The organism is Streptomyces sp. NPDC057280, assembly GCF_042668605.1.
In the GTDB taxonomy this organism is placed as follows: Bacteria; Actinomycetota; Actinomycetes; order Streptomycetales; family Streptomycetaceae; genus Streptomyces.
In genome coordinates this window covers 97,169-121,629 of record NZ_JBHUYR010000006.1, presented here as the reverse complement: position 1 = coordinate 121,629, position 24,461 = coordinate 97,169, and the positions used below count along the sequence as shown (strand labels likewise).

22 protein-coding genes and 1 pseudogene are annotated in these 24,461 nt (G+C 70.1%); 11 read left to right on the top strand and 12 right to left on the bottom strand.

Annotated features, from left to right (window positions below):
- Positions 1 to 58: 58 nt before the first annotated feature.
- Positions 59 to 2,251: a catalase/peroxidase HPI gene (gene katG, locus ACFUO4_RS30600; protein WP_383490934.1), complete on the bottom strand. Its 2,193-nt coding sequence runs from the start codon at positions 2,249 to 2,251 to the stop codon at positions 59 to 61.
- A gap of 138 nt (positions 2,252 to 2,389) precedes the next feature.
- Positions 2,390 to 3,040 carry a TetR/AcrR family transcriptional regulator gene (locus ACFUO4_RS30595; RefSeq protein ID WP_079310342.1) on the bottom strand — a complete coding sequence of 217 codons (651 nt, stop codon included), beginning with the start codon at positions 3,038 to 3,040 and terminating at the stop codon, positions 2,390 to 2,392.
- Between the two features lie 189 nt (positions 3,041 to 3,229).
- Here ACFUO4_RS30595 and ACFUO4_RS30590 point away from each other — a divergent pair, with 189 nt between their 5' ends.
- Positions 3,230 to 4,690, top strand: coding sequence for an MFS transporter (locus ACFUO4_RS30590; protein WP_383490932.1), 1,461 nt, complete (start codon positions 3,230 to 3,232; stop codon positions 4,688 to 4,690).
- A gap of 33 nt (positions 4,691 to 4,723) precedes the next feature.
- Here ACFUO4_RS30590 and ACFUO4_RS30585 read toward each other — a convergent pair whose 3' ends face one another.
- A complete protein-coding gene (locus ACFUO4_RS30585) occupies positions 4,724 to 5,131 on the bottom strand; it encodes a RidA family protein (protein ID WP_079310340.1) in 408 nt (135 codons plus the stop codon).
- A gap of 122 nt (positions 5,132 to 5,253) precedes the next feature.
- Here ACFUO4_RS30585 and ACFUO4_RS30580 point away from each other — a divergent pair, with 122 nt between their 5' ends.
- The 5 genes from ACFUO4_RS30580 to ACFUO4_RS30560 all read left to right on the top strand — a co-directional run bounded on the left by ACFUO4_RS30580 (position 5,254) and on the right by ACFUO4_RS30560 (position 8,515).
- On the top strand, positions 5,254 to 5,634 hold the full coding sequence (locus tag ACFUO4_RS30580; RefSeq protein WP_079310339.1) for a helix-turn-helix domain-containing protein: 381 nt from the start codon (positions 5,254 to 5,256) through the stop codon (positions 5,632 to 5,634).
- A 13-nt stretch (positions 5,635 to 5,647) separates the two neighbouring features.
- Positions 5,648 to 5,929: a hypothetical protein gene (locus ACFUO4_RS30575; RefSeq protein WP_383490930.1), complete on the top strand. Its 282-nt coding sequence runs from the start codon at positions 5,648 to 5,650 to the stop codon at positions 5,927 to 5,929.
- A gap of 77 nt (positions 5,930 to 6,006) precedes the next feature.
- Entirely contained in the window at positions 6,007 to 6,255 is a 249-nt protein-coding gene (locus ACFUO4_RS30570; RefSeq protein ID WP_383490928.1) for a hypothetical protein, read from the top strand.
- A complete protein-coding gene (locus tag ACFUO4_RS30565; protein ID WP_383490926.1) occupies positions 6,240 to 6,875 on the top strand; it encodes a hypothetical protein in 636 nt (211 codons plus the stop codon). The genes ACFUO4_RS30570 and ACFUO4_RS30565 overlap by 16 nt, the downstream gene beginning before the upstream one ends.
- Positions 6,876 to 7,003: 128 nt before the next feature.
- Positions 7,004 to 8,515, top strand: a complete 1,512-nt coding sequence (locus ACFUO4_RS30560) for an MFS transporter (RefSeq protein WP_383491564.1) — start codon at positions 7,004 to 7,006, stop codon at positions 8,513 to 8,515.
- On the opposite strand, the gene ACFUO4_RS30555 is transcribed toward ACFUO4_RS30560, so the two are convergent.
- The 6 genes from ACFUO4_RS30555 to adhE all read right to left on the bottom strand — a co-directional run bounded on the left by ACFUO4_RS30555 (position 8,506) and on the right by adhE (position 16,294).
- Positions 8,506 to 9,309, bottom strand: a complete 804-nt coding sequence (locus ACFUO4_RS30555; protein ID WP_383490924.1) for an SDR family NAD(P)-dependent oxidoreductase — start codon at positions 9,307 to 9,309, stop codon at positions 8,506 to 8,508. The genes ACFUO4_RS30560 and ACFUO4_RS30555 overlap by 10 nt on opposite strands.
- Positions 9,306 to 10,112 (bottom strand): GntR family transcriptional regulator, encoded by an 807-nt coding sequence (locus ACFUO4_RS30550; protein WP_383490922.1) that lies wholly within the window; start codon positions 10,110 to 10,112, stop codon positions 9,306 to 9,308. The genes ACFUO4_RS30555 and ACFUO4_RS30550 overlap by 4 nt, the downstream gene beginning before the upstream one ends.
- Entirely contained in the window at positions 10,102 to 11,100 is a 999-nt protein-coding gene (locus ACFUO4_RS30545) for a phosphotransferase enzyme family protein (RefSeq protein WP_383490920.1), read from the bottom strand. Before ACFUO4_RS30545 ends, ACFUO4_RS30550 begins: the two co-directional genes overlap by 11 nt.
- The gene (locus tag ACFUO4_RS30540) at positions 11,093 to 12,418 is read right to left on the bottom strand and encodes an aspartate aminotransferase family protein (protein ID WP_383490918.1); all 1,326 of its coding nucleotides are present in this window, start codon (positions 12,416 to 12,418) and stop codon (positions 11,093 to 11,095) included. Before ACFUO4_RS30540 ends, ACFUO4_RS30545 begins: the two co-directional genes overlap by 8 nt.
- Positions 12,419 to 12,713: 295 nt before the next feature.
- Complete coding sequence (locus ACFUO4_RS30535) at positions 12,714 to 13,310, bottom strand: MBL fold metallo-hydrolase (RefSeq protein ID WP_383491562.1); 597 nt, start codon at positions 13,308 to 13,310, stop codon at positions 12,714 to 12,716.
- A 326-nt stretch (positions 13,311 to 13,636) separates the two neighbouring features.
- A complete protein-coding gene (adhE, locus tag ACFUO4_RS30530; RefSeq protein ID WP_079310334.1) occupies positions 13,637 to 16,294 on the bottom strand; it encodes a bifunctional acetaldehyde-CoA/alcohol dehydrogenase in 2,658 nt (885 codons plus the stop codon).
- Positions 16,295 to 16,688: 394 nt separating this feature from the next.
- On the opposite strand from adhE, the gene ACFUO4_RS30525 reads away from it, so the two are divergent.
- The 5 genes from ACFUO4_RS30525 to ACFUO4_RS30505 all read left to right on the top strand — a co-directional run bounded on the left by ACFUO4_RS30525 (position 16,689) and on the right by ACFUO4_RS30505 (position 21,770).
- Positions 16,689 to 17,207: a hypothetical protein gene (locus tag ACFUO4_RS30525; RefSeq protein ID WP_079310333.1), complete on the top strand. Its 519-nt coding sequence runs from the start codon at positions 16,689 to 16,691 to the stop codon at positions 17,205 to 17,207.
- Positions 17,208 to 17,274: 67 nt separating this feature from the next.
- On the top strand, positions 17,275 to 17,943 hold the full coding sequence (locus ACFUO4_RS30520; protein WP_079310332.1) for a vitamin K epoxide reductase family protein: 669 nt from the start codon (positions 17,275 to 17,277) through the stop codon (positions 17,941 to 17,943).
- Positions 17,944 to 18,151: 208 nt separating this feature from the next.
- The gene (ctaD, locus tag ACFUO4_RS30515) at positions 18,152 to 19,840 is read left to right on the top strand and encodes a cytochrome c oxidase subunit I (protein ID WP_383490916.1); all 1,689 of its coding nucleotides are present in this window, start codon (positions 18,152 to 18,154) and stop codon (positions 19,838 to 19,840) included.
- Between the two features lie 3 nt (positions 19,841 to 19,843).
- Complete coding sequence (locus tag ACFUO4_RS30510; RefSeq protein ID WP_383490914.1) at positions 19,844 to 20,413, top strand: hypothetical protein; 570 nt, start codon at positions 19,844 to 19,846, stop codon at positions 20,411 to 20,413.
- Positions 20,414 to 20,966: 553 nt separating this feature from the next.
- Entirely contained in the window at positions 20,967 to 21,770 is an 804-nt protein-coding gene (locus ACFUO4_RS30505) for an Acg family FMN-binding oxidoreductase (RefSeq protein ID WP_383490912.1), read from the top strand.
- Positions 21,771 to 21,802: 32 nt separating this feature from the next.
- Here ACFUO4_RS30505 and ACFUO4_RS30500 read toward each other — a convergent pair whose 3' ends face one another.
- From ACFUO4_RS30500 to ACFUO4_RS30490, 3 genes and pseudogenes are all read right to left on the bottom strand, one after another.
- Positions 21,803 to 22,474, bottom strand: coding sequence for a DUF4389 domain-containing protein (locus tag ACFUO4_RS30500; RefSeq protein ID WP_383490910.1), 672 nt, complete (start codon positions 22,472 to 22,474; stop codon positions 21,803 to 21,805).
- A gap of 153 nt (positions 22,475 to 22,627) precedes the next feature.
- Positions 22,628 to 23,080, bottom strand: coding sequence for a Crp/Fnr family transcriptional regulator (locus tag ACFUO4_RS30495; RefSeq protein ID WP_079310354.1), 453 nt, complete (start codon positions 23,078 to 23,080; stop codon positions 22,628 to 22,630).
- 177 nt (positions 23,081 to 23,257) lie between these two features.
- A pseudogene (locus ACFUO4_RS30490) lies at positions 23,258 to 24,372 on the bottom strand (ABC transporter ATP-binding protein).
- Positions 24,373 to 24,461 lie beyond the last annotated feature (89 nt).

Below are 24,461 nucleotides of genomic sequence, written 5' to 3'. Positions count from 1 at the left end.
CGTGGGTCCACAGGTCAGGAGCTCAGGGGGCTCCTGACCTGTGGACCCTGTTGGTCGCTCAGGGGCGGATGTCGTACCGGTCGAGGTTCATCACCTTGTCCCAAGCCGCGGCGAAGTCCCGTACGAACTTCGCGCCGGCGTCACCGGAGGCGTAGACCTCGCTGAGGGCGCGGAGTTGGGAGTGCGAACCGAAGACGAGGTCGACGGCGGTCGCCGTCCACTTCACCTCGCCGGTCTCCCGGTCCCGGCCTTCGTAGACGTTCTCGTCCGTGGCCGACGTGGACCACTGTGTCCGCATGTCGAGGAGGTTGACGAAGAAGTCGGTGGTCAGGACCCCGGGCCGGTCGGTGAAGGCGCCGTGCGCGGAGCCTTTGTAGCCGGTGCCGAGCGCCCGCATGCCGCCGATCAGGACGGTCAGCTCGGGGGCGGTGAGGTTGAGCATGTTCGCCCGGTCGAGCATGAGGGTCTCGGGCGAGAGCTTCTCGCCCGACTTGAGGTAGTTGCGGAACGCGTCCGCCCTGGGTTCGAGTACGGCGAAGGAGTCCACGTCGGTCTGTTCCTGCGTGGCGTCCGTACGCCCCGGTGTGAAGCCCACGGTCAGCTCGTGCCCGGCGTCGGCCGCGGCCTTCTCGACGGCCGCGCAGCCGCCCAGGACGATCAGGTCGGCGACGGAGACCTGCTTGCCGCCGGTCTGCGAGCCGTTGAAGTCCTGCTGGATCTGCTCGAGGGCGCGGACCGTCTCGGTCACTTCGGGGAGGGCGTTGACCTCCCAGTCCTTCTGCGGTGCGAGACGGATGCGTGCCCCGTTGGCGCCGCCGCGCTTGTCGGTGCCGCGGAAGCTGGCGGCCGAGGCCCAGGCGGTGGTGACGAGCTGGGGGACGGTCCGGCCGGAGGCGAGGACGGCTGCCTTCAGGGCGGCGATGTCCGCGTCGTCGATCAGGTCGTGGTCGACGGGGGGAACGGGGTCCTGCCACAGCTGCGGCTCCGGAATCCACGGGCCGAGGTAGCGGGAGCGGGGGCCCATGTCACGGTGCAGGAGTTTGAACCACGCCTTGGCGAAGGCCAGCGCGAACTGGTCAGGGTTCTCGTGGAAGCGCCGGGCGATCGGCTCGTAGACCGGGTCCACCTTCAGTGCGAGGTCCGTCGTCAGCATGATCGGGGCGTGCCGCTTGGACGGGTCATGGGCGTCGGGGACCTTGTCCCGGGCGGCGGGGTCGGTGGGAGTCCACTGCTGGGCACCGGCCGGGCTCGTGGTGAGTTCCCAGTCGTAGCCGAACAGATTGTCCAGGTATCCGTTGTCCCACTTCGTCGGCTCGTACGTCCACGCCCCTTCGAGCCCGCTCGTCAGTGCGTCGGCGCCGACCCCGCTGCCGTGGGTGTTGTGCCAGCCGAGGCCCTGCTGCTCGACGGGGGCGGCCTCGGGCTCGGGTCCGAGGTAGCTGGGGTCGACCGCTCCGTGACACTTGCCGAACGTGTGGCCGCCGGCGATGAGCGCGACGGTCTCCTCGTCGTTCATCGCCATCCGCGCGAACGTCTCCCGGATGTCCCGGGCGGCGGCGAGCGGGTCCGGGGTGCCGTTGGGGCCCTCGGGGTTGACGTAGATCAGCCCCATCTGGACGGCGCCGAAGGGGCCGGTGAGTTCCCGGTCCCCGCTGTAGCGCTCGTCCCCGAGCCAGGTGTCCTCGGGCCCCCAGAAGATCTCCTCGGGCTCCCACTGGTCCTCGCGCCCGAAGCCGAAGCCGAACGTCTTGAACCCCATGGACTCCATGGCGCAGTTGCCGGCGAAGACGAGCAGGTCCGCCCATGAGATCTTCTGCCCGTACTTCTGCTTGACCGGCCACAGCAGACGGCGCGCCTTGTCCAGGCTCGCGTTGTCCGGCCAGCTGTTGAGCGGAGCGAACCGCTGCGCGCCGGCGCCGCCACCGCCGCGGCCGTCCGCGATCCGGTACGTTCCCGCGGAGTGCCAGCTCATCCGGATGAAGAGCGGACCGTAGTGGCCGTAGTCGGCGGGCCACCAGTCCTGCGAGGTGGTCATCACCTCGAAGACGTCGCGCTTGAGCGCTTCGACGTCGAGGGTCGCGAACTCCCTGGCGTAGTCGAAGCCCTCGTCCAGCGGGTTCGAACGCGGGGAATGCTGATGGAGGACCTGAAGGTCCAGCTGATCCGGCCACCAGTCGCGGTTCGTCCGGGGACGGTGCGCCGTGGGGGTGGGGGAGGGGATCGCCGGGTTCTCGCTCTCGCTGGCGGACATGCGCGCAACCTGCTTCCTGGTCGGATGTGTCCTGTTGCTGCTTGTTCCTCCTGACGTTGTTCGCTTTACCGGAACGGGGCAATCCGACACGCACGCGGAGACATCCATGGCGCTCACAGGAGGGAGTGAGCGCGGGCGTCAGGGAGCTTCCGCCTGGAGGCGCAGACCGGCCAGGGTCAGTTCCAGCGCGGCGAGGAACTGGTCCCGGTCGTCGTGCTCGGCGAAGTCCTCGGCGATCTCGTGCACGAAGGGGAATGTCGCGGCATCCAGCTTCCGCCAGGTCTCGGCGTAGCGGCTGAGGTACTCCACGCGGTTCATCTCGCCGCTGAGCACCTCCTGCGGGAGTTCCGCGCCGAGGTCGGCGGCTGTGCCGACCACGACGCCCACGATCGCCGAGACGGCGTGGAAGCGCTGCCGCGGTGTGAGGTCGAGGCGCAGGGTCTGCTGGCCGAGCTTCTCGTACAGCCGCAGTGAGTGGCCCTGGACGTCCGTGTTGCGCATGAAGTAGGCCGCCAGCCACGGCCGCTCGATCATCGCGTCGAAGAGGGTGATGGCCATCTCGCGCAGATCGGCGATCGGGTCGTCGCTCAGCGGCTGTTCCTCGACGGCGGCCAGGATGCCGCCGACCGCGTGGTCGGTGGCGCGGTCGAACAGTTCGTCCTTGCTGGAGACGTACCAGTAGATGGTCCCCACGCCTGTGCCGAGCCGCGCGGCGAGGGCACGGAAGGTCAGGGCCGACTGACCCGCCTCGTCGAGCAGGGCCACGGCCGCGCTGAGGACGGCCTCCATGGAGTGCGAGGCACGTTGGCGGCCTCGGGGCGAGGTCTCGGTGGCGGTACGTGGTCGCGGGCGTGGCATGCGGCCATCCAATCACAGACTTGCGCCTTCATCGAACGACGTTCTACTGTCGAACGGCGTTCTAGTATCGAACGTCGTTCGTTAATGGAATCCCGTTCAGCTTCAATCAGGAGGCCGGCCATGACCGCGACCACCACCACCGAGTCACCTTCGACCCGTACCTACTCATCCCTGCGCGCCGCCTGGATCCCGCTGGCCGCGCTCTGCCTGGCCTTCTTCGTCGAGATGGTCGACAACACCCTGCTCTCGATCGCGCTGCCGACCATCGGCCGCGACCTCGGCAGCGGCACCACCGCCCTGCAGTGGGTCACCGGCGCCTACTCGCTCACCTTCGGCGGTCTCCTGCTGACGGCCGGCTCCCTGGCCGACCGCGTCGGACGCCGACGCGTGCTGCTGATCGGTCTCGCCGTGTTCGGCCTGCTGAGCCTGTGTGTCATCGCCGTCGACTCCGCCGGGCAGCTCATAGCCCTGCGCGCCGGACTCGGCATTGCCGCCGCCGCCATGGCACCCATCACCAACTCGCTCGTCTTCAGGCTGTTCGACGAGCAGGCGCTGCGGATGCGCGCGATGACCCTGATGATCGTCGTCGGCATGTCCGGGTTCGTGCTCGGACCTCTGCTGGGCGGTACGGCACTCGCCCACGTGAGCTGGCAGTGGCTCCTGCTGATCAACGCGCCCATCGCGCTGATCGCCGGCATCGGAGTGCGGCTCGGAGTCGCCGCCGACCGGCCCGAGGACCTGACGAACGACCGGCTCGACCTGCCGGGCGCCGCCCTGAGCGTCCTCGCCATCGGCCTGGCCTGCTACGCGCTGACCAGCGGCGTCGAGCACGGCTGGCTGTCCGCGACCACGCTCGCGTCGATCGTCGGAGCCGTGGCCGCGGGCCTCGGGTTCGTGCGGCACGAGCGCCGCAGCGCGGCGCCCATGCTGGACCTGGCCGTCTTCTCCAGCGGGACCGTCCGCGGCGCCGCCATCGCCCAGATCGGTACCTCCATCGCGATGGCCGGCGTGATGTTCGGGCTCATCCTCCACTTCCAGTACGCCTACGGATGGAGCCCCGTGCGGGCCGGCCTGGCGAACCTGCCGATCATCGTGACGATGATCGTCGCGACTCCCCTGTCGGAAGGGCTCGCCAAGAAGTTCGGCCACCGCATCGCCTGCCTGGTCGGCGCGGCCTGCCTGGCCGGCGCGCTCGCCGGGCTCGCCTGGGGCGTCGACCACGGGTACGCCGCCATCGCCGTCGCCATGGTCGTGATGACCATCGGGCTGCGCACCGTCATGACGATCTGTGCCATCGCCCTGGTCGACGCGATGCCGGAGAACCGCACCTCGATCGCCGCGGCGCTCAACGACACCGCCCAGGAGGTCGGTACCAGCGTCGGTACCGCCGTCGTCGGCACCCTGATCGCGGCACTGGTCACCACCCAGCTGCCCGCGGGCACCTGGAGCAGTGACCTCGTGCAGTCCTTCTTCCACGGAGAGCGGATCATCTACGGCGTCCTGGCCGTGCTCGTCGGCCTGATCGCGGCAGCCGGCGCCCTCACCCTGACCGACTCGCACACGGTCGAGGAGCCTGCGTGAGACGCGCCTGCTCAGTGGGCGAAGGGCATCTGCTCAGTCGAAGACCGCAGTGGCCTCGATCTCGACCAGATGGTCGGGGACGTCCAGGGCGGCAACGCCCACCAGCGTGGCCGGCGGGGCCGGGGTGATGCCCAGCTTCGCGGACGCCCGGGAGATGCCCTCCAGCAGCGGGGGCATCTTGTCGGGGGTCCAGTCGACGACGTAGACGGTCAGCTTCGCCACGTCGTCGAAGGAGCCGCCGGCCTCGGCCAGGGCGGTGCCGACATTGAGGTAGCACTGCTCGACCTGCGCGGCGAGGTCGCCTTCGCCGACCGTGATCCCCTCGGCGTCCCAGGCGACCTGGCCCGCGATGAAGACCAGCTTCGACCCCGTCGCGATCGACACCTGCCGATAGACATCGATCTTGGGCAATCCACTGGGGTCCACCAGGTTGACGGCCATGTTGCCTGCCTCCTCGTTCCTGAGCGCCCGCAGGCGCCTTCGGTCTCTTGTGGTTACTCAGGAACCGTAGGAGAGTGAGCGCTGACGTGGAAGAACGCACTTTTCAGTGACTGGGGAACCCCATGGTGACCAAGCAGATCAAGGGCCCGTCCGAGGAAACGGATCTCAGGCGCGCGGATTCATTGGCGCGAGAGATCTTCTCCGACGTCGCCAACAAGTGGGCGCTCCTGATCATCGAGACCCTCGGCGACCGCACCCTGCGCTTCAGCGAACTGCGCAACGAGATCGAGGGCATCAGCCACAAGATGCTGACCCAGAACCTGCGCATGCTGGAGCGCAACGGCCTGGTCGAGAGAGACGTGCACCCCACGGTCCCGCCGCGTGTCGAATACACCCTCACCGAACCGGGCCAGGGCCTACGCGCAACCGTCGACGGAATGTGCGACTGGACGCACCGCTACTTCACTCACATCGAGGCGGCCCGACACCGCTTCGACGCCTGAAGGCGGTGCCGCGATGGCTGTGCAGCAAGCCCCGTCCGGCTGGAACATCTACACACCCCATGACGTGCCCCTGGGGGAGCGGCCAGAACGCGTGTTCCTCTCGCACAGGAACGCCGACAAGCCATTGGCGAACGCCGTTGCTCAGCTCTTTGACGACCTGGGCGTCCACTATTGGTACGACCGCGACGACGAGGACACCGCCCGCGCTGCGGCTCTGGGGCTGATGGGCGACCAGGAACTGGTCTTCGCGATCGACCGCGGGGTTCGACACGCCACGCGCATGCTGGGCTGCTGAGCAACGAGACCCGCGGCTCGTGGTGGGTGCCGTACGAGATCGGGGCGGCCCGCGCCCTTGGACGGCAGGCGTGTCACGTGGTCCTCGATTCCCTGCGGGCCGAGTCCTTACTGCCGGAGTACGTACGCATCACCGCGAACTTCTGGTCGGTGGACGAACTGGTGCGGTGGGCGGTGATGCTGCGGGACGGGCACCTGCACGCGCAGCCGCGGGGATTGTCCGAGGGGTCTTTGACCGCACTGGAACGCTTCGTGCGGCGCCGCCCGCCGGAGCCGGACATCGTGGCCCTGAGCGACGGGCGCTGTCCGCGATGGAGCAGGTGCTGACGCCCGCCACCTGGGAAGTCCTCCGGCTCACCTCGGAGGACACGTTCGACTGGCTGCCCACGAACGGCGGATTCATACGCGACCTCGCGTACGACCTGCTGGCACCACTTGCCTTCCTGCAACTCAACCGAGACCGGGACACGAGCGGTGCCCTGGCCCCCTTGAGCCGGACGTCGGACGCGCTCACGCGGCATGAGTACATCGCGACGATTCGTCCGAGCCTCGACTATTCCCCTTACGTGTCCAGTTGGCGCCACACCCGCTACGTCGACCAGGCCCGTTGCTGGCTCCAGGGCATGTCGACGGAACAGCTCTCGTCGCGCCTCTCCAGGTTCCTGCTGGCGCCTGGCCTCGACGGCGGAGACCGCATGGCGACGAAGGAGGAGTTCAAACTCGAATTCGATCGCATCCTGCTGTCCGGCAGCCAACACGAGCGGCGCAGTCTCGGCGTCCTCATCAACCCCCTCTTCGGGTTCACGCCCACCACGCGACCCGTCTATCTGCGGATTCTTGCGATTCAGGCGAAGTGCTACGGCCGACTGACCGGCCGCGATCTCAGCGGGCTCTTCGGTGACGACGTGCGTGCCGCAGCCGAGCGATTCCTCCAGTCCGCTCCGTGATGACGTGACGTCCCCGCACCGCCGGGTTCCCGCTCTGGGCCGAGCGGCGGTCGGGCGGGTGTGCGGGGGAGTGTGAGGGGGAACCCGTTCCCTGATCGTCGAGCGGTGGAAGGGGTCCTGTGGCAGCGGTGTCGGAGTCGGATGCGGACGGGCCGCGCGCAGGCGGTGGCGAGGCCGGAGACGCCCCGGATCCGAACCGGTGGCGTGCGCTGTGGGTGACCCTCGTCGCCGGTTTCATGAGCCTGCTCGACGTGACGATCGTGGCGGTGGCACTGCCCACCATCCAGCGTGGTCTGGGCGCCACACCGGCCCAGGTGCAGTGGGTGGTCTCCGGTTACGCGCTGTCGTTCGCCCTGGCCCTGGTCACCGCGGGACGGCTCGGCGACGCGCTCGATCGACGCCGTATCTTCCTGCTGGCCCTGACCGCGTTCACCCTCTTCAGCGCCGCGTGCGGCGCGGCCCCCGACATCGCCCTGCTGGTGGCGGCCCGACTGGCCCAGGGGCTGGCCGCCGGTTTCATGGCCCCGCAGAACTCCGCTCTGATCCAGCAGATGTTCCGCGGTGCCGAACGGGGCCGTGCCTTCGGCTTCTTCGGCGCCACCGTGGGCATCTCCTCCGCCGCCGGGCCCCTGACGGGCGGGGCCATCCTCGCTCTCGCCGGCTCGGCCGACGGCTGGCGGTGGATCTTCTTCGTCAACGTCCCGATCGGCGTCCTCGCCGTCGTGCTCGGTCTGCGCCTGCTGCCACGCGTCGAACGCTCCGGACGAGGATCGGTGGACGTCCCCGGCATCGTGCTGCTCGGTCTGGGAGTCCTGGCGGTCATGTACCCCCTGGTGCAGGCGGACGCCGGCGGCCTCGGACGCCTGTGGTGGCTCTTTCCCGTGGGCGCGGCACTCCTCGCGCTCTTCATCCGCCGCCAGTTCCGCCTCGTCGCACGCGGCGCCCAGCCCCTCCTGGACCCGCGCCTGTTCTCCACCGTGCGCGGTTACGCCGTCGGCGCGGGGGTCGGCACGCTCTACTTCATCGGCTTCAGCGGGGTGTGGCTCGTCTTCGCCCTCTTCTTCCAGCGGGGACTGGACTTCACCCCGCTGCAGTCCGGGCTGGCGGTCACTCCCTTCGCTCTGGGGTCGGCCGCCGCGGCGGTGACGGCCGGCCGTCTCGTGGACCGCTTCGGGCGCCTGCTCACCGTGTGCGGGCTGAGCGCGGTCATCCTCGGTCTGGGCAGCACCGCGCTGCTGCTGTGGCTGGTGTCGGACGACGCGGCGCGCTGGGCGGCCGCGCCGGCCCTCTTCGCTGCCGGCATCGGCGGAGGCTTCGTGGTCTCCCCGAACATCACCATGACCCTGCGCGAGGTCCCCGTCCGCATGGCCGGGGCGGCGGGCGGCGCCCTCCAGACCGGCCAGCGCCTCGGCGCGGCCGTGGGCACGGCGGCGCTGCCGGGCATCTACTACCTGGTCCTGGGCGACACCGACCACTACCGCACGGCCCTGCTGGCCGCCCTCGGGGTGGCTCTCGTCGGCATGACCGCCTCACTGGCGCTGGCCGTGACCGACTGGCTGCGTGACCGCGGCGCCGAGGCCGCGCACCGCCGCTGCCCGGACGAGGTCGCCAACAGCCCGGTCCACTCCCGTCAGCACTGAGCGGGACCCACGACCGGCAGTACCGCCTCCGGCGACTCGGGCAGGGTCTGGCCGCCGTCCACCGTGACGACCTGCCCCGTGATGAACGAAGCCCGTTCGCCGGCGAGGAACTCGACCGCGTCGGCGATCTCCTGGGGCCGTGCCAGGCGGCCGAGCGGGATCGTCGCCGTCATCTGCGCGAGGTACTCCTCGCCCATGCCGTCCAGCCCCTCGGTCGCCACGTTCCCGGGGGCCACCGCGTTGACGGTGATCCCGAAGGGGGCGAGTTCCAGGGCCGCCGTGCGCATGAAGCCCAGCTGGGCGGCCTTGCTCGCGCCGTAGTGGCTCCAGCCCGGGAACCCGGTGACCGGCCCGGTGATCGACGAGGTGAGTACGACCCGTCCCGCCGCCGACTGCCGCAGCAGCGGCAGACACGCGGCGACCGCCAGCATCTGGCTCTCCACGTTCACCGCGAACACCTCACGGACATCGGCGTACGTCATCTCCGCCAGCGGCTTGTTCGGGAAGATCCCCGCGTTGAGGCACAGCACGTCGAGGCCGCCCAGCAGCGCGGAGGCGGCCTCGGCGAGCCGCTCGGCCGAGTCCGGCGCGGCGGAGTCGAGGGCGAGGCCCTCGACGCGCTGGCCCTCCCGCGCCGCCTCGGCCCGGAACTTCTCCAGGACGACCCGGGGGACGTTGCGGCCGGTCAGCAGGACGTCGTGTCCGGCACGGACGAAGGTGGAGGTGACGGCGGCGCCGATGCCGCGGGTGCCGCCGACGACGGCGACCTTCCTGGTCTGGGGCTGGGAGTTCATGTCGCTTCCTTGATCGGGCGGTTCGTCGAGGAGACGCGGAGTTCGGTGCGGTCGGCCCGGAAGAGGTCGTAGGAGAACTCCAGGGGCTCGCCGTGCTGGTCGTGGGAGGTGCGGGTGATCGCCAGCAGGGGCTGGCCGACGGACACGTCGAGGTGGTGGGTGTGGTGGCTCTCGGCGAGGCGGACGCGGATCCGCTCGGACACCTCGCACGCCGTGACGCCGTAGACGTCGCGGAACACCTGGGAGAGGGAGCCGGTCAGGTCGTGGTCCAGGAGGCGGGGGAAGCGTTCGGCCGACACGAACAGCCGCTCCCATGACAGCGGCACCCCGTCGGCGAGCCGCACCCGTTCGATCGCCACCGTGACGGCGCCCTCCCGCAGTCCGAGCCCGGCGCAGACCTCCGGTTCGCCCCGTCGCAGCCCGGTGGACACCACCCGGGTCGCTTCGGCGAAGTCCTGGTGCCGCAGCAGCGCGGGGACGTTCACGTCGACGCCGGGCTGCCGCGCCACCACCCGGTCGCGGCCGTGGGCGAGCCGACTCCAGCTGTACACAGGCCAGTTGGGGTTGGGACGCAGCGCGAACGTGCCGCCGGCCTTGCCGCGCAGTCTGCACACCTCGCCCTCCGCCTCGAGCCAGGCCAGCGCCCGCCGGACGGACTCCCGGCTGGCGCCGAAGATCTCCGTCAGCCGGCGCTCGGGAGGCAGCCGGCCCCCCATGCGCACCTCACCGTTCCCGATCATCGCCAGCACCCCGGCCGCGACCCGGCCCGCGGCCGGGCCGAGCGGGCTCCGCTCAGTGGTCATGGTGTACGGCGGTGAGGTAGCCGTCGGCCAGGTAGTGGCGGGCGAGTTCGACGGACTGTGCCGCGAACGCCGGCCGGAGCGAGGCGGCGAAGGGCGTGTCGCCGCGCTTGTGCACCCAGGCGACGAGCATCAGCCGGCGCAGCATCACCAGCGCGGGAATGGCCCGGACGTCCTCCTCCCGCAGCGGTCGGCGTGCCTGGTAGCCGCGCAGCCATGCGGTCACCCAGTGCGCGGCCCGCGGATCGTGCTCGACGAACGACAGGGAGCACGCCAGGTCGTACAGGAACCAGCCGTAGCCGCAGTCGTCGAAGTCGATGAGCCGTACGGCGTCGGGGGCGACGAGGAGATTGGCGGCGCGCAGGTCGCCGTGGATGAGACCGAACACGGCCGGACCCCCGCCGTAGGCGTCGAGTTCGCGGGTCAGTTTCTCCTCGGCCCGGGCGAGGACCTCGACACCGCCCGGCGGCACATTGGGGTTGTCCCGCCAGCGGCCCCACAGCGAGGCGGCGCCGATCAGGTGGGCGAGGTCCCAGTCGGGGCGGGTGAAGTCGTCGGGTCGCCGCCATCGTGACGCGTGCTCGTGCAGGGCCGCGGTCTCCCGCCCGACGACCTCCATGACGTTCGTGAAGTCGGTGGTGTCGGGCTCGGCGCCGGGTGCGAACTCGAAGAGCGCCGCGTGCTGGAGCGCCCCGCCCGCACCGCGGAAGCTCGCCGCCGCTTCGCCCGCCGGGGTCGGCACCACCGCGGGGGTGGCGACCGCGCCGTCCGCACGCAGCCGCTCGGTCCACATCAGCTCGCTGCGGATCTGCGGCAGCGTGCGGAAGCCGGGCCGGTGCAGGCGCAGGACGAGCGGGTCGGGGGTGTCGCTGAAGGTGCAGAGGTAGGTGGCGTTCTCGGAGAGGCTCAGCAGCCGGGCGCCGGACAGGGCGGTGGCACGGTCGTACGCGGTGAGCGCCGCGGTGATCTGTCCGTCCCAGGTGTCAGACATGGGAAGCGGCCACCTTCCGTACGGCGTCCCGCAGGCGGGTGAGGATCTCGGCCGTCTCCTGCTCGGTCAGCAGCAGTCCGGGCTTGAACTGGAGGACGGCCGGGTCGAGCGTGGAGAAGATCGCCCACACGCCGTGCCGGTAGAGCTCGGTCATGACCGGCTGGGCACCGACGGCGCCGAACTCCAGACCGATGACCAGGCCCTTCTGGCGGATCCCGGTGAGCGCGTGGGGGAGTTCGGCGCGCAGTTCCGCGAGGCCGTCGGTGACCTGGTCGATGCGCCGGCGGACGTTGGCGCGGGTCTCGGCCCGCTGGGTGATCTCCAGGACCTTCGCGGCCACGGCACAGCCCAGTTCGGCGCCGCCGAAGGTCGCCATGTGGGCGAAGCCGTCGCGCTCCAGCCAGCCGCTCGCCGCCGGGCCGAGGAGGGCGGCGCTGACCGGGTAGAGGCCGCCGCCGAGGCCCTTGCCGGTCACCAGGACGTCGGGGGTGACGTCTTCGCCGTACACGCCCCACAGCTCGCCGGTCCGGCCGAGGCCGGTCTGGACCTCGTCCGCGATGTACAGGGTGCCGGTGTTCTCGCAGGCCTGTTTGACGGCGGCCAGGTAGCCGGGCTCGGGCATCGGGAAGCCGTAGGTCGCCGGGATCGTCTCCATGACGACGGCGGCGGTGTCCTCGCGGGCGAGGGCTGCTGTCATCGCGTCGAGGTCGTTGAACGGGACCTGGACGAACTCGGCGGGGTTGTCGGAGCGGAAGAGCTGCGAGAACCGTGAGTCGCCCGTGGCGACGGCCAGGCCGGTGTGTCCGTGGTAGGCCTTCACGACCGACACGATCTTCCGCCGGCCGGTGGCGTAGCGGGCGCTCTTCAACGCGACGTCCACCGCTTCCCCGCCGCTGGACCCGAAGACGACCTTGTCCGCGCCCGGCGTCGCCTCGACGAGCCGGCGGGCCAGGGCGGCGCGGCCCGGGGTGGGGAAGTGGTGGTTGCCGATGTCGAGATGCCGGAGGGCGTGGGCGAGGGTGTCCACCAACTCGGGGTTGCGATGGCCGAGGTTGTAGGTACCGCCGTTCAGATGGACGTCGATGACCTCGTGCCCGTCGACGTCGGTGAGGCGGTACCCGGACCGGTCCCCGACGACGAGCGGGACGCCCTGGTCCCGCCAGAACGTGGTCTTGTCCGGATTCCAGTACCGCCGCGCGTCGGCGAGCACCTCCGCCTTCGACGCGTACCCGTACATCGACAACTGCTCGACGTCCAACGCGACCTCCTCGCTGCTGCCGCGAGGAGTCCCCGCCGGCGGTTCCGTGAACGCCTTCACGTTCCGCCAGGATGTTTGCGTCTCTGTGTGGTCGCCGGTGCGGGCGCGTAACGCTTGAGGTCCGGTTGTGGTCCGGTCGCGGATGCCGTTTACCGGTGCCGAGGCGCAGGTTGATCAGGGAGTGCGGCCCCGCCCGGCGGTTTTCAGAGCGTTCGTCACGTCGTCGAGGGGCGTGGCTGTTCGGGCGGGACCGAGGTCTCGGCCATGGCCATCCACTGGTCCAGGTCTGCTTGTGTGAACTCTGTCCAGGCCGGAATCCCGGGCAGTTGGCGGAGAAGGTCGAATGCCTCTGCGATCAGTGGTCCGCGGAGCACGGGTGCGTGGCAGCCGGCGACGACCTCGGCGTCCAGTCGCTGGAAGTCGTCCACGACTGCCCGGAACTTCTGGTCGTCCAGCAACGCCACCCAGGGCGAGACGAGCTGTCCGCCGAAGAACTGGCCGTCGCGGAACTAATCCGCGGACAGGTCGGCGGCTTCGGGCAGGGGAGTGGGCACTTCGTGGCGAAGGTGTCCACCGACCACATGACCTTGGTCTTCGTGTCGAAGAGGGCGCGGGTGGTCGGGTTGTCGTACAGAGGTGGGCGCTGGGCCACCAGAGTGCGGTCACCGACATCCACCGTGTCGCCGTCGGTCATGAAACGGTACCGGTTGATGGGCGTCTCCCACTCCGCGGCCATGCGCCCGATCGAGAACCAGGTCGTCAGCAGAGTCGCGTTCGGGCATTCGGCGAGGGCCGCCAGAAGGTTGCCGGCGTGATCACGATCGTCGTGGGTGAGGAAGATCCATCGCACGTCCAACGGATCCACCACGGACCACGCGGCCTCCAGCCACTGGGATCGAACCGCCGGCGCGCCGGTGTCCACCAGCACCGGTTCGGCTCCCCGGATCACCATCGAATTCATCGGGAAATGGCCGACCGGCGGAGCCTCCAAGGCCCATGGGATGACAAACGTCTCTTCGGCGATCCTGTACGGCTGCAGAAGATCGAAGGTTTCCGTAGTGGTCATCGCTGCTCTCCTCGGACTGGAGTGCGGCGCAGCGCCCGTTCTTCCAGTCCAGCCCCATGCGACGCATGCGTCCAACGATGGAGTACACGTTGACAGTGCAAGTCGGTCCTCGGCATCGTTGTCAGCCGGGCGAGGGCGATGGAAACCCCGCACGCGCGGCGACGCGGCGGGGGTGCCCGTACGGACGGGCACCCCCCGCCGCGTCGCCGTCGTCAGGCGTCGGTGGCCTCGGCCCGTCCGTAGTAGGCCGCGCGCATCAGATCCTGCATGTCGTCCAGCATCGGCATGCGCGGGTTCGCCGGCGCGCACTGGTCCTCGTACGCGTTGAGGGCCTGCTGGGGCAGGGCGTCGAGGAACCTCTTCTCGTCGACGCCGAGGGAGCGGAACGACGGCTCGATGCCCACCGCGTCGCGCAGCCGCTCCACGGCCGAGGCGAGGGACGTGACTCCCTCCGCGGGGGTGGCGGCGGGCAGGCCGAGCGCGCGGGCGATGTCCTGGAAGCGTTCGGGAGCGCGGTAGTTCTCGTACTTGGGCCAGCCGGTCAGCTTCGCGGGGACGGTGCCGTTGTAGCGGATGACGTGCGGCAGCAGGACCGCGTTGGTGCGGCCGTGCGCGATACGGAAGGTGGCGCCGAGGGTGTGCGACATGGCGTGGACGATGCCGAGGAAGGCGTTGCCGAAGGCCATGCCCGCGATGGTGCCCGCGTTGTGCATCTTCTCCCGGGCCTCCGGGGCACAGGTGACGACCGAGGCCTCGATGTTGTCGAAGATCAGGCGGATCGCGTGCAGGGCGAGACCGTCGGTGAAGTCGTTGGCGTACACCGACACGTACGCCTCGATGGCGTGGGTGAGGGCGTCGAAGCCGCTGTCGGCCGCCAGCGCGGAGGGCAGTTCGGCGGTGAGGAGCGGGTCGACGATCGCGACGCTCGGGGTGAGCGCGTAGTCGGCCAGCGGGTACTTCTTGCCCGTCGCCGGGTCCGAGATCACCGCGAAGGGTGTGACCTCGGCGCCGGTGCCGGAGGTGGTGGGCACGCAGACCAGGCGGGCACGGGTGCCGAGCACGGGGAAGCGGAAGGCGCGCTTGCGGATGTCGGAGAACTTCTGCCGCATGTCCGCGAAGTCGACGTCAGGGTGCTCGTACAGCAGCCACATCACCTTCGCCGCGTCTATGGGCGAGCCGCCGCCCAGCGCGATGATCGTGTCCGGGGCGAAGTCCCGCATGAGGTCGGCGCCGTGGCGCACGGAATCGATGCTCGGTTCGGGCTGGACGTTGTCGATGATCTGCAGGGTGACCGGTTCGGGCCGGCGCTGCAGGACGCGGCTCACCCGGTCGACGAAGCCGAGGCGGGTCATGGTGGTGTCGGTGACGATCGTGACGCGCCGGACGTCCGGCATCGAGGAGAGATAGCGGATGGCCTGCGGCTCGAAGTAGATCTTCGGCGGGACCTTGAACCACTGGAGGTTGTTGCGGCGGGCGGAGACCCGCTTGATGTTCAGCAACTGGACGGCGGAGACGTTGTTGGACACCGAGGTGCTGCCCCAGGAGCCGCAGCCGAGTGTGAGCGAGGGCAGCAGACCGTTGTAGATTCCGCCGATGGCGCCCTGCGAGGACGGGGCGTTGACGATGATCCGTACCGTCTTCATGTGCCTGCCGTACGCCTCGGCGAGCTCCCGGTCCTCGGTGTGGACGACGGCGCTGTGGCCCTGTCCGTGGAAGGCGACCATGTCGGCGGCCAGGTCGAAGCCCTGCTGCTCGGAGCGGGCACGCAGCACGGCGAGGACGGGGCAGAGCTTCTCGCGGGTCAGCGGCTCGTCCGGGCCGACCCGCTCGGCCTCGACGAGGATGACGGACGTGTCGGCGGGCACGGTGAAGCCGGCCTGCTCGGCGATCCACGCCGGACTCCGCCCGACGGCGGCGGAGTTGACCTTCGGTTCACAGCCGCTGCCCGCCGCCCGGTGTTCGGGGAAGAGGAACGTCTCCAGGCGCGCCTTCTCCTCGGCGGTCGCCAAGTAGGCGTGCAGGGTGCGGAATTCGGCGAGGGCGGCGTCGTAGATCTCGTCGTCGAGGATGACGGCCTGCTCCGAGGCGCAGATCATGCCGTTGTCGAACGACTTGGAGAGCACCAGGTCGTTGACGGCGCGGCGCAGCTTCGCACTCTTGTGCACGTACGCGGGAACGTTGCCGGCTCCGACGCCGAGAGCAGGCTTGCCGGCCGAATACGCGGCCCGGACCATGCCGTTGCCGCCGGTGGCGAGGATGAGCGAGACGCCCGGGTGGCGCATCAGCGCGCTCGTGGCCTCGACCGACGGGGCCTCGATCCACTGGACGCAGTGTTCGGGGGCGCCCGCGGCCACGGCGGCGTCCCGGACGATCCGGGCGGCCTCGGCGCTGCACCGCTGGGCGGAAGGATGGAAGGCGAACACCACCGGGTTGCGGGTCTTGAGCGCCATCAGCGCCTTGAAGACGGTGGTGGAGGTCGGGTTCGTGACCGGGGTGATCGCGGCCACCACACCGACCGGTTCGGCGATCTCGACCATGTCGTCGATGTCGTCGCGGGCGATGACACCGACCGTCTTCATCCGGTCCATGCTGTGCGTGACGTGCTCGCAGGCGAACATGTTCTTGGCCGCCTTGTCCTCAAACACCCCCCGTCCGGTCTCGTCCACCGCCAGCCGCGCCAGTGCGGTGTGCCGGTCCAGGGCGGCGACCGAGGCCTTCTTCACGATGTGGTCGACCCGCTCCTGGTCCAGGCTCTCGTAGTCGGCCAGCGCCTTCAGCCCGTTCGTGACCAGCCGGTCCACGGCGACGTCGGTGTCCGACGGCGCCTCGGTCGGGGCAGCGGTCGCGGGTCGGTCGTGGTGGCGGGTCATGGATGTGCCTCCGTCATCGGGTGGTGGGGCCCTGCAGCCGGCGGGCCTTCGGGTGCGCGGCGCCGCGGGGGACCGGCGCCGCGCACCACGACCCTCTCCTCGGCACCGCCCCGTCGTGCAGGTCCGCCCGGTCCGTGATCGGCGTCCGACAGGCCCCGAGGCCGGGCCGGACGTCCCTGGGGGCGGTGTTGTCCCTCCAGCCGGCCCCTGGGGTGCGAGCCCGTGCCGGGCGACCGCGCCGGGCAGATTGATCAAATTGCCAGGCGTCAACCGGCGGTCGCCGGGGCCGTTCGGCCCTTGTTGCTCCTCGGGCGCGCGGACTTCACTGATCGAACGGCATCGGGGAGAGCGAGGCCGTACGAGAACGCCGTACGACGAGGAGGTGACCGGAGAGATGATCGCGGCGGTGGGCCAGGCCGACCTGAACCCAGGGGCGCTGAAGCTGGTGGAGGTCGAACTCGGGCCGGTACTGGAGCGTATGCCCGGGCGGATGCCGGTGGTGGTGCGAGCGGTCGCCGGGGCGCCGGTCGCCGTGGGACGGGCCGTGCGCGCCGCGGGTCGGGAACTGGTCGTGGTGACGCCCGCGCCGGAGATGTCGCCCAGCATGCCGCCGACGGACGAGCAGGAGGCCGTCGGTGAACTGCTCTGCCTCGCCGGGCAGGTGCGCCCCCTGGAGTACGACGCGGCCGTCCGCGACGCCTGCGTCGGCGCGGACGAGCGGATCATCGCGAAGTGCCGACGCCTGCTGGCCGTCTGGGACGGCTCACCGTCCAACGGCCGTGACGCCACGGCCCACTTGGTGGCGTACGCCAGGGCCCGGGGCATTCCGGTCGAGGTGCTGTGGCCGGAGGGAGCCGTACGGCAAGCGATATCCGGCACGCCGCGCACCCCGTCGCGGCTGCCGATCGCTTGACGTCCCCTGCTCATCGCCCGGCATGGGCCGTTGCCCATCCGGACACCATCGAGGCGGAACCATTCCCATGACCAGCAGCACCTCCTCCACCGTGCACGACTTCGACCCCCGAGCCCGCGAGGGCGGCCGACGGCCGGAGCCCGCACCGGAGGGCAGCATCGGCGCCTCCGGCGTCTTCGCCTGGCTCCTGATCGTCACCGGCGCCCTCGGGATCCTCGCCTCCTTCGTCATCACCGTCGACAAGTTCCAGCTCCTTCAGGACCCGGACTTCGCACCCTCCTGCAACCTCAGCCCGGTGTTGTCCTGCTCGAACGTGATGCGCAGCCACCAGGCCGGCGTGTTCGGGTTCCCCAACCCGCTGCTGGGCCTGCTCTCCTATCCGGTCGTCGCCGCCGTCGGACTCGCCGTGCTGGCCGGGGCGCGGTTCCGGCGCTGGTTCTGGCTCGGACTGAACGCCGGCACCGTGTTCGGCGCGGGCTTCTGCATGTGGCTGATGACGCAGGCGCTGTACGAGATCGGCGCGCTGTGCCTGTGGTGCTGCCTAGTCTGGGCGGTCACCATCGCGATGTTCTGGTACACCACCGTGCACAATCTGCGGCACGGCGTCATCCGGGCCCCGCGCGTTCTGGTCGCCGCAGTGCGGGAGTTCCACTGGGCGGTGCCGACCGCCTGGTACCTGAGCATCGTCATGCTCGTCGCCACCCGCTGGTGGGACTACTGGCGGACACTGCTCTGAACCGGTCCGGCCCACGGCGTCCGGGCGGGCGACGAGGGACCGTTGGGCCCCGAACACGGGCCCCCGCAGGGACTGTTCGGCCCTATCCGCACCCCACGCCCCACCGCAGATCATGAGGCACGGCCGGGGAGGGCCGACTCCGATTCCCGCACCCTCGGCACTTCCCGGCCCGTCGACGACACATGCGCGATGGGGAGGACACCGTCCGGTGGACGAGGAACAGACGCATCAGGTGGAGAGCGTACGGCCGGGAGCCGAGGTCACCACGGCCGCAGTGCCGGCAGGGCGGGCCGCCCGGCCGGCGTGGGTGGAGTGGCTGACGACCACCGACCACAAGAAGATCGGGACGATGTACCTGGTCTCCGCGTTCGCCTTCTTCATCGTCGGCGGCGTCATGGCCCTGATGATGCGCGCCGAACTCGCCCGGCCGGGTCTGCAGATCATGTCGAACGAGCAGTTCAACCAGGCGTTCACCATGCACGGCTCGATCATGCTGCTGATGTTCGCGATGCCGCTGTTCACCGGGTTCGCCAACTGGATCATGCCGCTGCAGATCGGCGCGCCGGACGTGGCCTTCCCTCGGCTGAACATGCTGGCCTACTGGTTCTTCCTGTTCGGTTCGTCGATCGCCGCGTTCGGCTTCCTCACCCCGGGCGGAGCCGCCGACTTCGGCTGGTTCCTGTACGCGCCGCTGTCGGACGCCGTGCATTCGCCGGGCCTCGGCGCCGACCTGTGGATCATGGGGGTGGCGCTCTCCGGTTTCGGCAGCATCCTCGGCGCGGTCAACTTCATCACCACGATCATCTGCATGCGTGCTCCGGGCATGACCATGTTCCGGATGCCGATCTTCGTGTGGAACGTGCTGCTGACCGGCGTCCTGATCCTGATCATCTTCCCGGTCCTGGCGGCGGCGCTGTTCGCGCTGGAGGCGGACCGCAAGTTCGGTTCGCACGTCTTCGACGCGGCCAGCGGCGGCGCCTTGCTCTGGCAGCACCTGTTCTGGTTCTTCGGCCACCCCGAGGTGTACGTCCTGGCCCTGCCGTTCTTCGGGATCGTCTCCGAGGTCGTCCCGGTCTTCTCCCGCAAGCCGATGTTCGGCTACATGGGCCTGGTCGGCGCGACGATCGCCATCGCCGGTCTGTCGGTGACGGTGTGGGCGCACCACATGTACGTCACCGGCGGTGTACTGCTGCCGTTCTTCTCCTTCATGACGTTCCTGATCGCGGTCCCGACCGGTGTGAAGTTCTTCAACTGGATCGGCACGATGTGGAAGGGGTCGCTGTCCTTCGAGACGCCGATGCTGTGGGCCACAGGCTTCCTGATCACCTTCGTCTTCGGCGGTCTGACCGGCGTGATCCTCGCGTCCCCGCCGATGGACTTCCACCTCTCCGACTCGTACTTCGTCGTGGCGCACTTCCACTACACGGTTTTCGGCACCGTCGTGTACGCGATGTTCGCCGGCTTCCACTTCTGGTGGCCGAAGATGACCGGCAAGATGCTCGACGAGCGCCTCGGAAAGATCACCTTCTGGACGCTGACGGTCGGCTTCCACACCACGTTCCTGGTACAGCACTGGCTCGGCGTCGAGGGCATGCCGCGCCGCTACGCCGACTACCTGGCCGCCGACGGCTTCACCGCCCTCAACACGCTGTCCACCATCGGTTCGTTCGTCCTCGGTCTGTCACTCCTGCCGTTCCTCTACAACGTCTGGAAGACCGCCAAGTACGGAAAGAAGATCGAGGTCGAAGACCCGTGGGGCTACGGCCGCTCCCTGGAGTGGGCCACCTCCTGCCCGCCGCCGCGCCACAACTTCCGCGCCCTGCCCCGCATCCGCTCCGAGTCCCCGGCGTTCGACCTGCACCACCCCGAGATCGCCGAACTCGACACGGCGGGCTGAAGCATGACCCGCGTACTGGGGCTGGGCGTCGCACTGGTGACCGTGTCCGGCTGCGCCTGGTACCTGCCCGCCCTCACCGACCTGCGAGCGCGAGACGACCGCCCCGTCTCCCGTCGTACGGCGGCTATCGCGTGTCTGACGGGCTGGAGCACGGCAGGCGCCGTGGCGCTGCTCTTGCTGGTGGGCGTCATGTGGCCGGTGCCGTGCGCAGTGGCCGTGGCGGGCGCCGCCGGTACCTCTGTGCTGCGCGCGCATGCCGGAGCGCAACAGAGGGCCGAGACGCGGGAGGTCGCCCGCCACTGGGCGACGCTGGAACCCACTGCGCCGCGGCACGGCCGGTCGCAGGGCCGCACGGAGCATTATGTGTTCGCCGCCCTCGTCGCCTGCGGCGTGGTGGTCGCGCTGATCGCGGAGACCCTTCTCATGGCCGCCGGGCCCGGGGAGGGGTGGGGCGGGGTGGCGGTCGCCATGGCCCCTGCCGCGATCCTCGGTGCCTTCCTCGTCCTCGCCGCCACGTACGCCCGCATGTCCCGCCACCGCATCACGGCGGAGCGCAGGCGGGGCCCGCGATAGGAAGTGCCGGTGTCCCGAGGGCGACGGCCGGCCCGGCCGGCGGGTGGGGCCTGGTGCGGTTGCGGCCTCATGCGTTCGCCCTCGCGTGATGCTGCGTCGCCACTCCGGTTCCACCCGGCCCCACTCGCTGCCCCACCGACCCCGTCCAGGGGACCTTCGCCCGGACCAGGTCGTCCTTTACGTGCCGACCAGCACGCCGCTCAGCACGAAGACGGCCCACACGGCCGGCACGATCGGGGTGTGCCCGAGCGGACCCCGAAGAGGGACCACCGGTCCCTCGCCATGGAAACCCCGGGCTCTCACTCTCGAAGGAAGGCATCTTGCGACCTCGGGCCTGCGAGGAGGATTCCATGCATTCCGCGACCCTTGACGCCTCGACCTTGGAGGCCTGCCTCGCAGCCGCAGTCGCGGCACCCTCCATCTTCAACACGCAGCCGTGGCGCTACCGCCGGGACTCCGAGACCATCACCCTCCAGGCCCGTGCCGCCCCGGGGCGTGGACTGCGCCACGCCGACCCATGGGCCGTGCCCTGCACGTGTCGGTGGGCGCATCCGTGTTCAACCTCCGTGTCGCCGTCGCCCACTTCGGCTGGTGCCCCGTCACCCGGCTGCTGCCCGTTCCGGACGAGCCGCGTCTGCTCGCCACCGTCCGCCTGACGGGCGCCCCGTCCCGGGCGGCAACAGGGCATCGAGACGGCCTCTACGAGGCGATCCGACGCCGGCACAGCAGCCGGCTGCCCTTCTCCGCGAAGCCGCTGCCCGCACCGCTGCGTGCGGAGCTCGCCGAGGCCGCGCGCCGGGAGGGGGCTCTTCTCACCTTCCCGGCGGCCGATGAGAGGGACCACCTGCTCCGCGTGACCGCCGAGGCCGAACGCCGCAACCGGGCCGACCCGGACCGCGGTGCCGAGAGCCGCCGCTGGGTGCACCGCGACGGGGACGAACCCGCCGACGTCGGACTTCCGCAGGCCGTCCTCGGACCGCAGGACTCCTACGAACGGCTGCCCATGCGGGACTTCACCGCGCAACGGCACACCGACCGGCTGCCGTCCCAGCCGTTCGAGACCGACCCGATGATCGCCCTGCTGACCACCGAGCACGACCGCCGCACGGACTGGCTGCGGGCCGGCCAGGCGCTCGAACACGCCCTCCTGGCCGCCACGGTGCGGGGCCTGCGCACATCCCTGTTGCACCAGCCGCTGGAGTGGCCGGACCTGCGCCAGGCACTGAGCCCGACACCCGGCCGCGACGGGCACGCCCAGATGCTGATCCGCCTCGGGTACGGTCCGGAGGGCCCCGCCACGCCCCGGCACGCACCGCACACGCTGTTCGAGGCGCCGGAGGATCGGCAGGACGACTGAACGGCCTGAGGACACGCTGCCCGCGGCGGTGCTCACGGCTCCTGGGGGTGGTCCGGCCCGGCCGGTTCCGAGCCGCCCATGTCCAGCCGGAACGGCGGATACGTGTCCGTCATCAGTGCGACGTAGGCGGCGACCCGCAGCACCCACCGGTTCAGGCCCAGGATCAGGTCGAACAGGTTCCTCGGGTACTTCTCGGTGGCGGCCAGGATCACGCCGGCGATGACCGTCAGCACGGCGACGAGTCCGCCGGACCACCAGCCGAGGTGCCAGCCGCCGAGGAAGAAGCCGACGACGACGTAGTGCGGGATCGCCAGCAGCCACCACTTCACCAGCACCAGGCCGCGGGACAGGCGCTCGGGGTAGGCGATGTCCAGCCGGGCCGGATACCCCGGCTCCTCGCCCAGGCTGAACGGCGGGTAGCGGTCGGTGCCCAGGGCGCCGTACGAGTAGTAGGCGACCCGCCAACTCCAGCGCAGCACACCCAGATTGAAGTCGAACAGCGAGCGTGGGTAGCGCCCGGTGAACAGGATGGCGAAGAACGCGATCACGCTCACCGCGGCGAAGCCGACCCAGAGGAAGAACAGCACCACGTAGTGCGGAATCACCAGGATCCACTTCACGAGCCACAGCCATCGCGACAGCGATGCGTCGAGCACAGCGGTGACCCGGACCGGACGGTCCGGGACTCCTGCCAGGGTCGTCATGGCGATCAGCTCCTTCACTTCGGGGCCACCGTGCCTCGGGCAGGTCCCGTCACCACCGTGCCGACCGGGCCGAGCAAGCCGCGAGGGCCGACCGGGGGTGGGCGCCGGGCTATCGGTCCCGACGTCCTGATCGGTGTCGGCCTGGGCATCGGCTCATGACCGGTTGCCGTACGGGGCGTACAGGTCGAGCAGCCGGATGCGGGCCGCGTGCAGCCGGTGTGCGACCACCCGGCCGACCCAGACCGCGACCGCCCGGCCGAACTCCGGGTCGGCGGCGCACATCTGCCGTACGTCGACCGCGTCGAACTCCCAGGCCCGCACCGGATGTGTGACCTGGGCCCCGAACTGCCAGACGTGGGGCGGGAAGTGCCAGGACCAGCCGACCAGTTCACCGTGCCCAAGGGATTCGATGACGGGCGAGCGGCGTCCGGGCACATGCAGATCGAGGGCGACGACGCCCGTCCGCACGCTCCAGAACCGGTCGGCTCGCCCGCCCTCCTCGAACAGGCGGGTGTTCACGTCGAAGGAGACTTCGCGGGCGATGCCCATGAGCCGCTCCCGGTGCTCGGCCGGGAGGATCGCGTCCATGAGGCTGATAGACGTCATCATTCCATTTCCCGTCGCTCGTGTCGGCTGCGGCCCGGGTCCGTACTGATCGGCATCGTTTTCCTCCCGAGGCGGGGGAGGGCCGCTCCCAGCGTGGGCGCAGCACCGGTAGGGCAACACGGACCGACCGGTCCCTGCAGGCGGGTCGTTCGGCCCAAGTCGGGGCGGGCATTTTGATCAGACGGACGTCTCGTAGACCGAGAGCCGGTCCCGCGTCTTCGCCGAGAAGAGGTGGACGTCATCCGGGCGGGTGGTCACCCGAAGCGCCTCGCCCTTGCCGAACGCCTGCCGTCCCGGTGCCCGGACGACGACCTGCGCGGCCTCCCTGTCGACCTTGGCGGTCGTGTGGAGGTAGGTGACGGCGCCGGTGTCCTTGACGGCATCCACCACGAGCTCCAGCCCAGGTGTCTCCCTGTCCTCCTGGGACAGGATCTCGAACTGCTCGGGCCGCACGTCCAGGGCGATCTCCGAGGCGCCCTAGGCGCGGGAGGCTCGCAGCGCCGGCCGCGGCAACGGCAGGAACAGCTTGCCCAGTTCGATCTTGTCGGTGGTGAGCGGGAGACGGAAGAAGTTCATCGCGGGGGATCCTATGAAGCCGCCGACGAAGGCGTTGGCGGGTGCCGGAACACCTCGTTGGGCGTACCCACCTGTTGCAGCACGCCGTCCTTGAGGACCGCCACACGATCCCCCATGGTCAGGGCCTCGACCTGGTCGTGGGTGACGTACGCGGCGGTGGTGCCCAGCCGCCGCTGCAGCGAGGCGATCTGCGTACGGGTCTGGACCCGCAGTTTGGCGTCCAGGTTGGACAGCGGCTCGTCCATGAGGACCCTGTGGTTCGCGGACGATGGCCCGCCTCATCGCGACCCGCTGGCGCTGCCCGCCGGGCAGCGACTTCGGCTTGCGCCCGAGATACTCGCCGAGGTCGAGGATGCCGGCTGCCTCGGCGACCCGGCCCCGGACGTCGTCCTTGTGCACCTTCGCGATCTTCAGGGCGAAACCCATGTTCTCCGCCGTCGTCATGTGCGGGTAGCGGGCATAGTTCTGGAACACCATCGCGATGTCGCGGTCCTTGGGTGGCAGATGGGTCACATTCCGGTCGCCGACGCGGATGGTGCCCGAGCCGATGTCCTCCAACCCGGCGAGCATCCGCAGCGTGGTGGACTTGCCGCAGCCGGAGGGACCATGAGGACCATGAACTCGCCGTCGGCGATCTCCAGGTCCAGAGCGTCGACGGCCGGGTGGTCCATCTTCGCGAAGCACCGCGTTGCCTTGTCGAAGGTGACGGACGCCATAATCTTTCCCCTCCCCTGATGCCCCCGACAGCACCCGGTACGGGTGAACGTCACGAGGGGGGTGACTGCGCGCCGCACCTTCAGGCTCG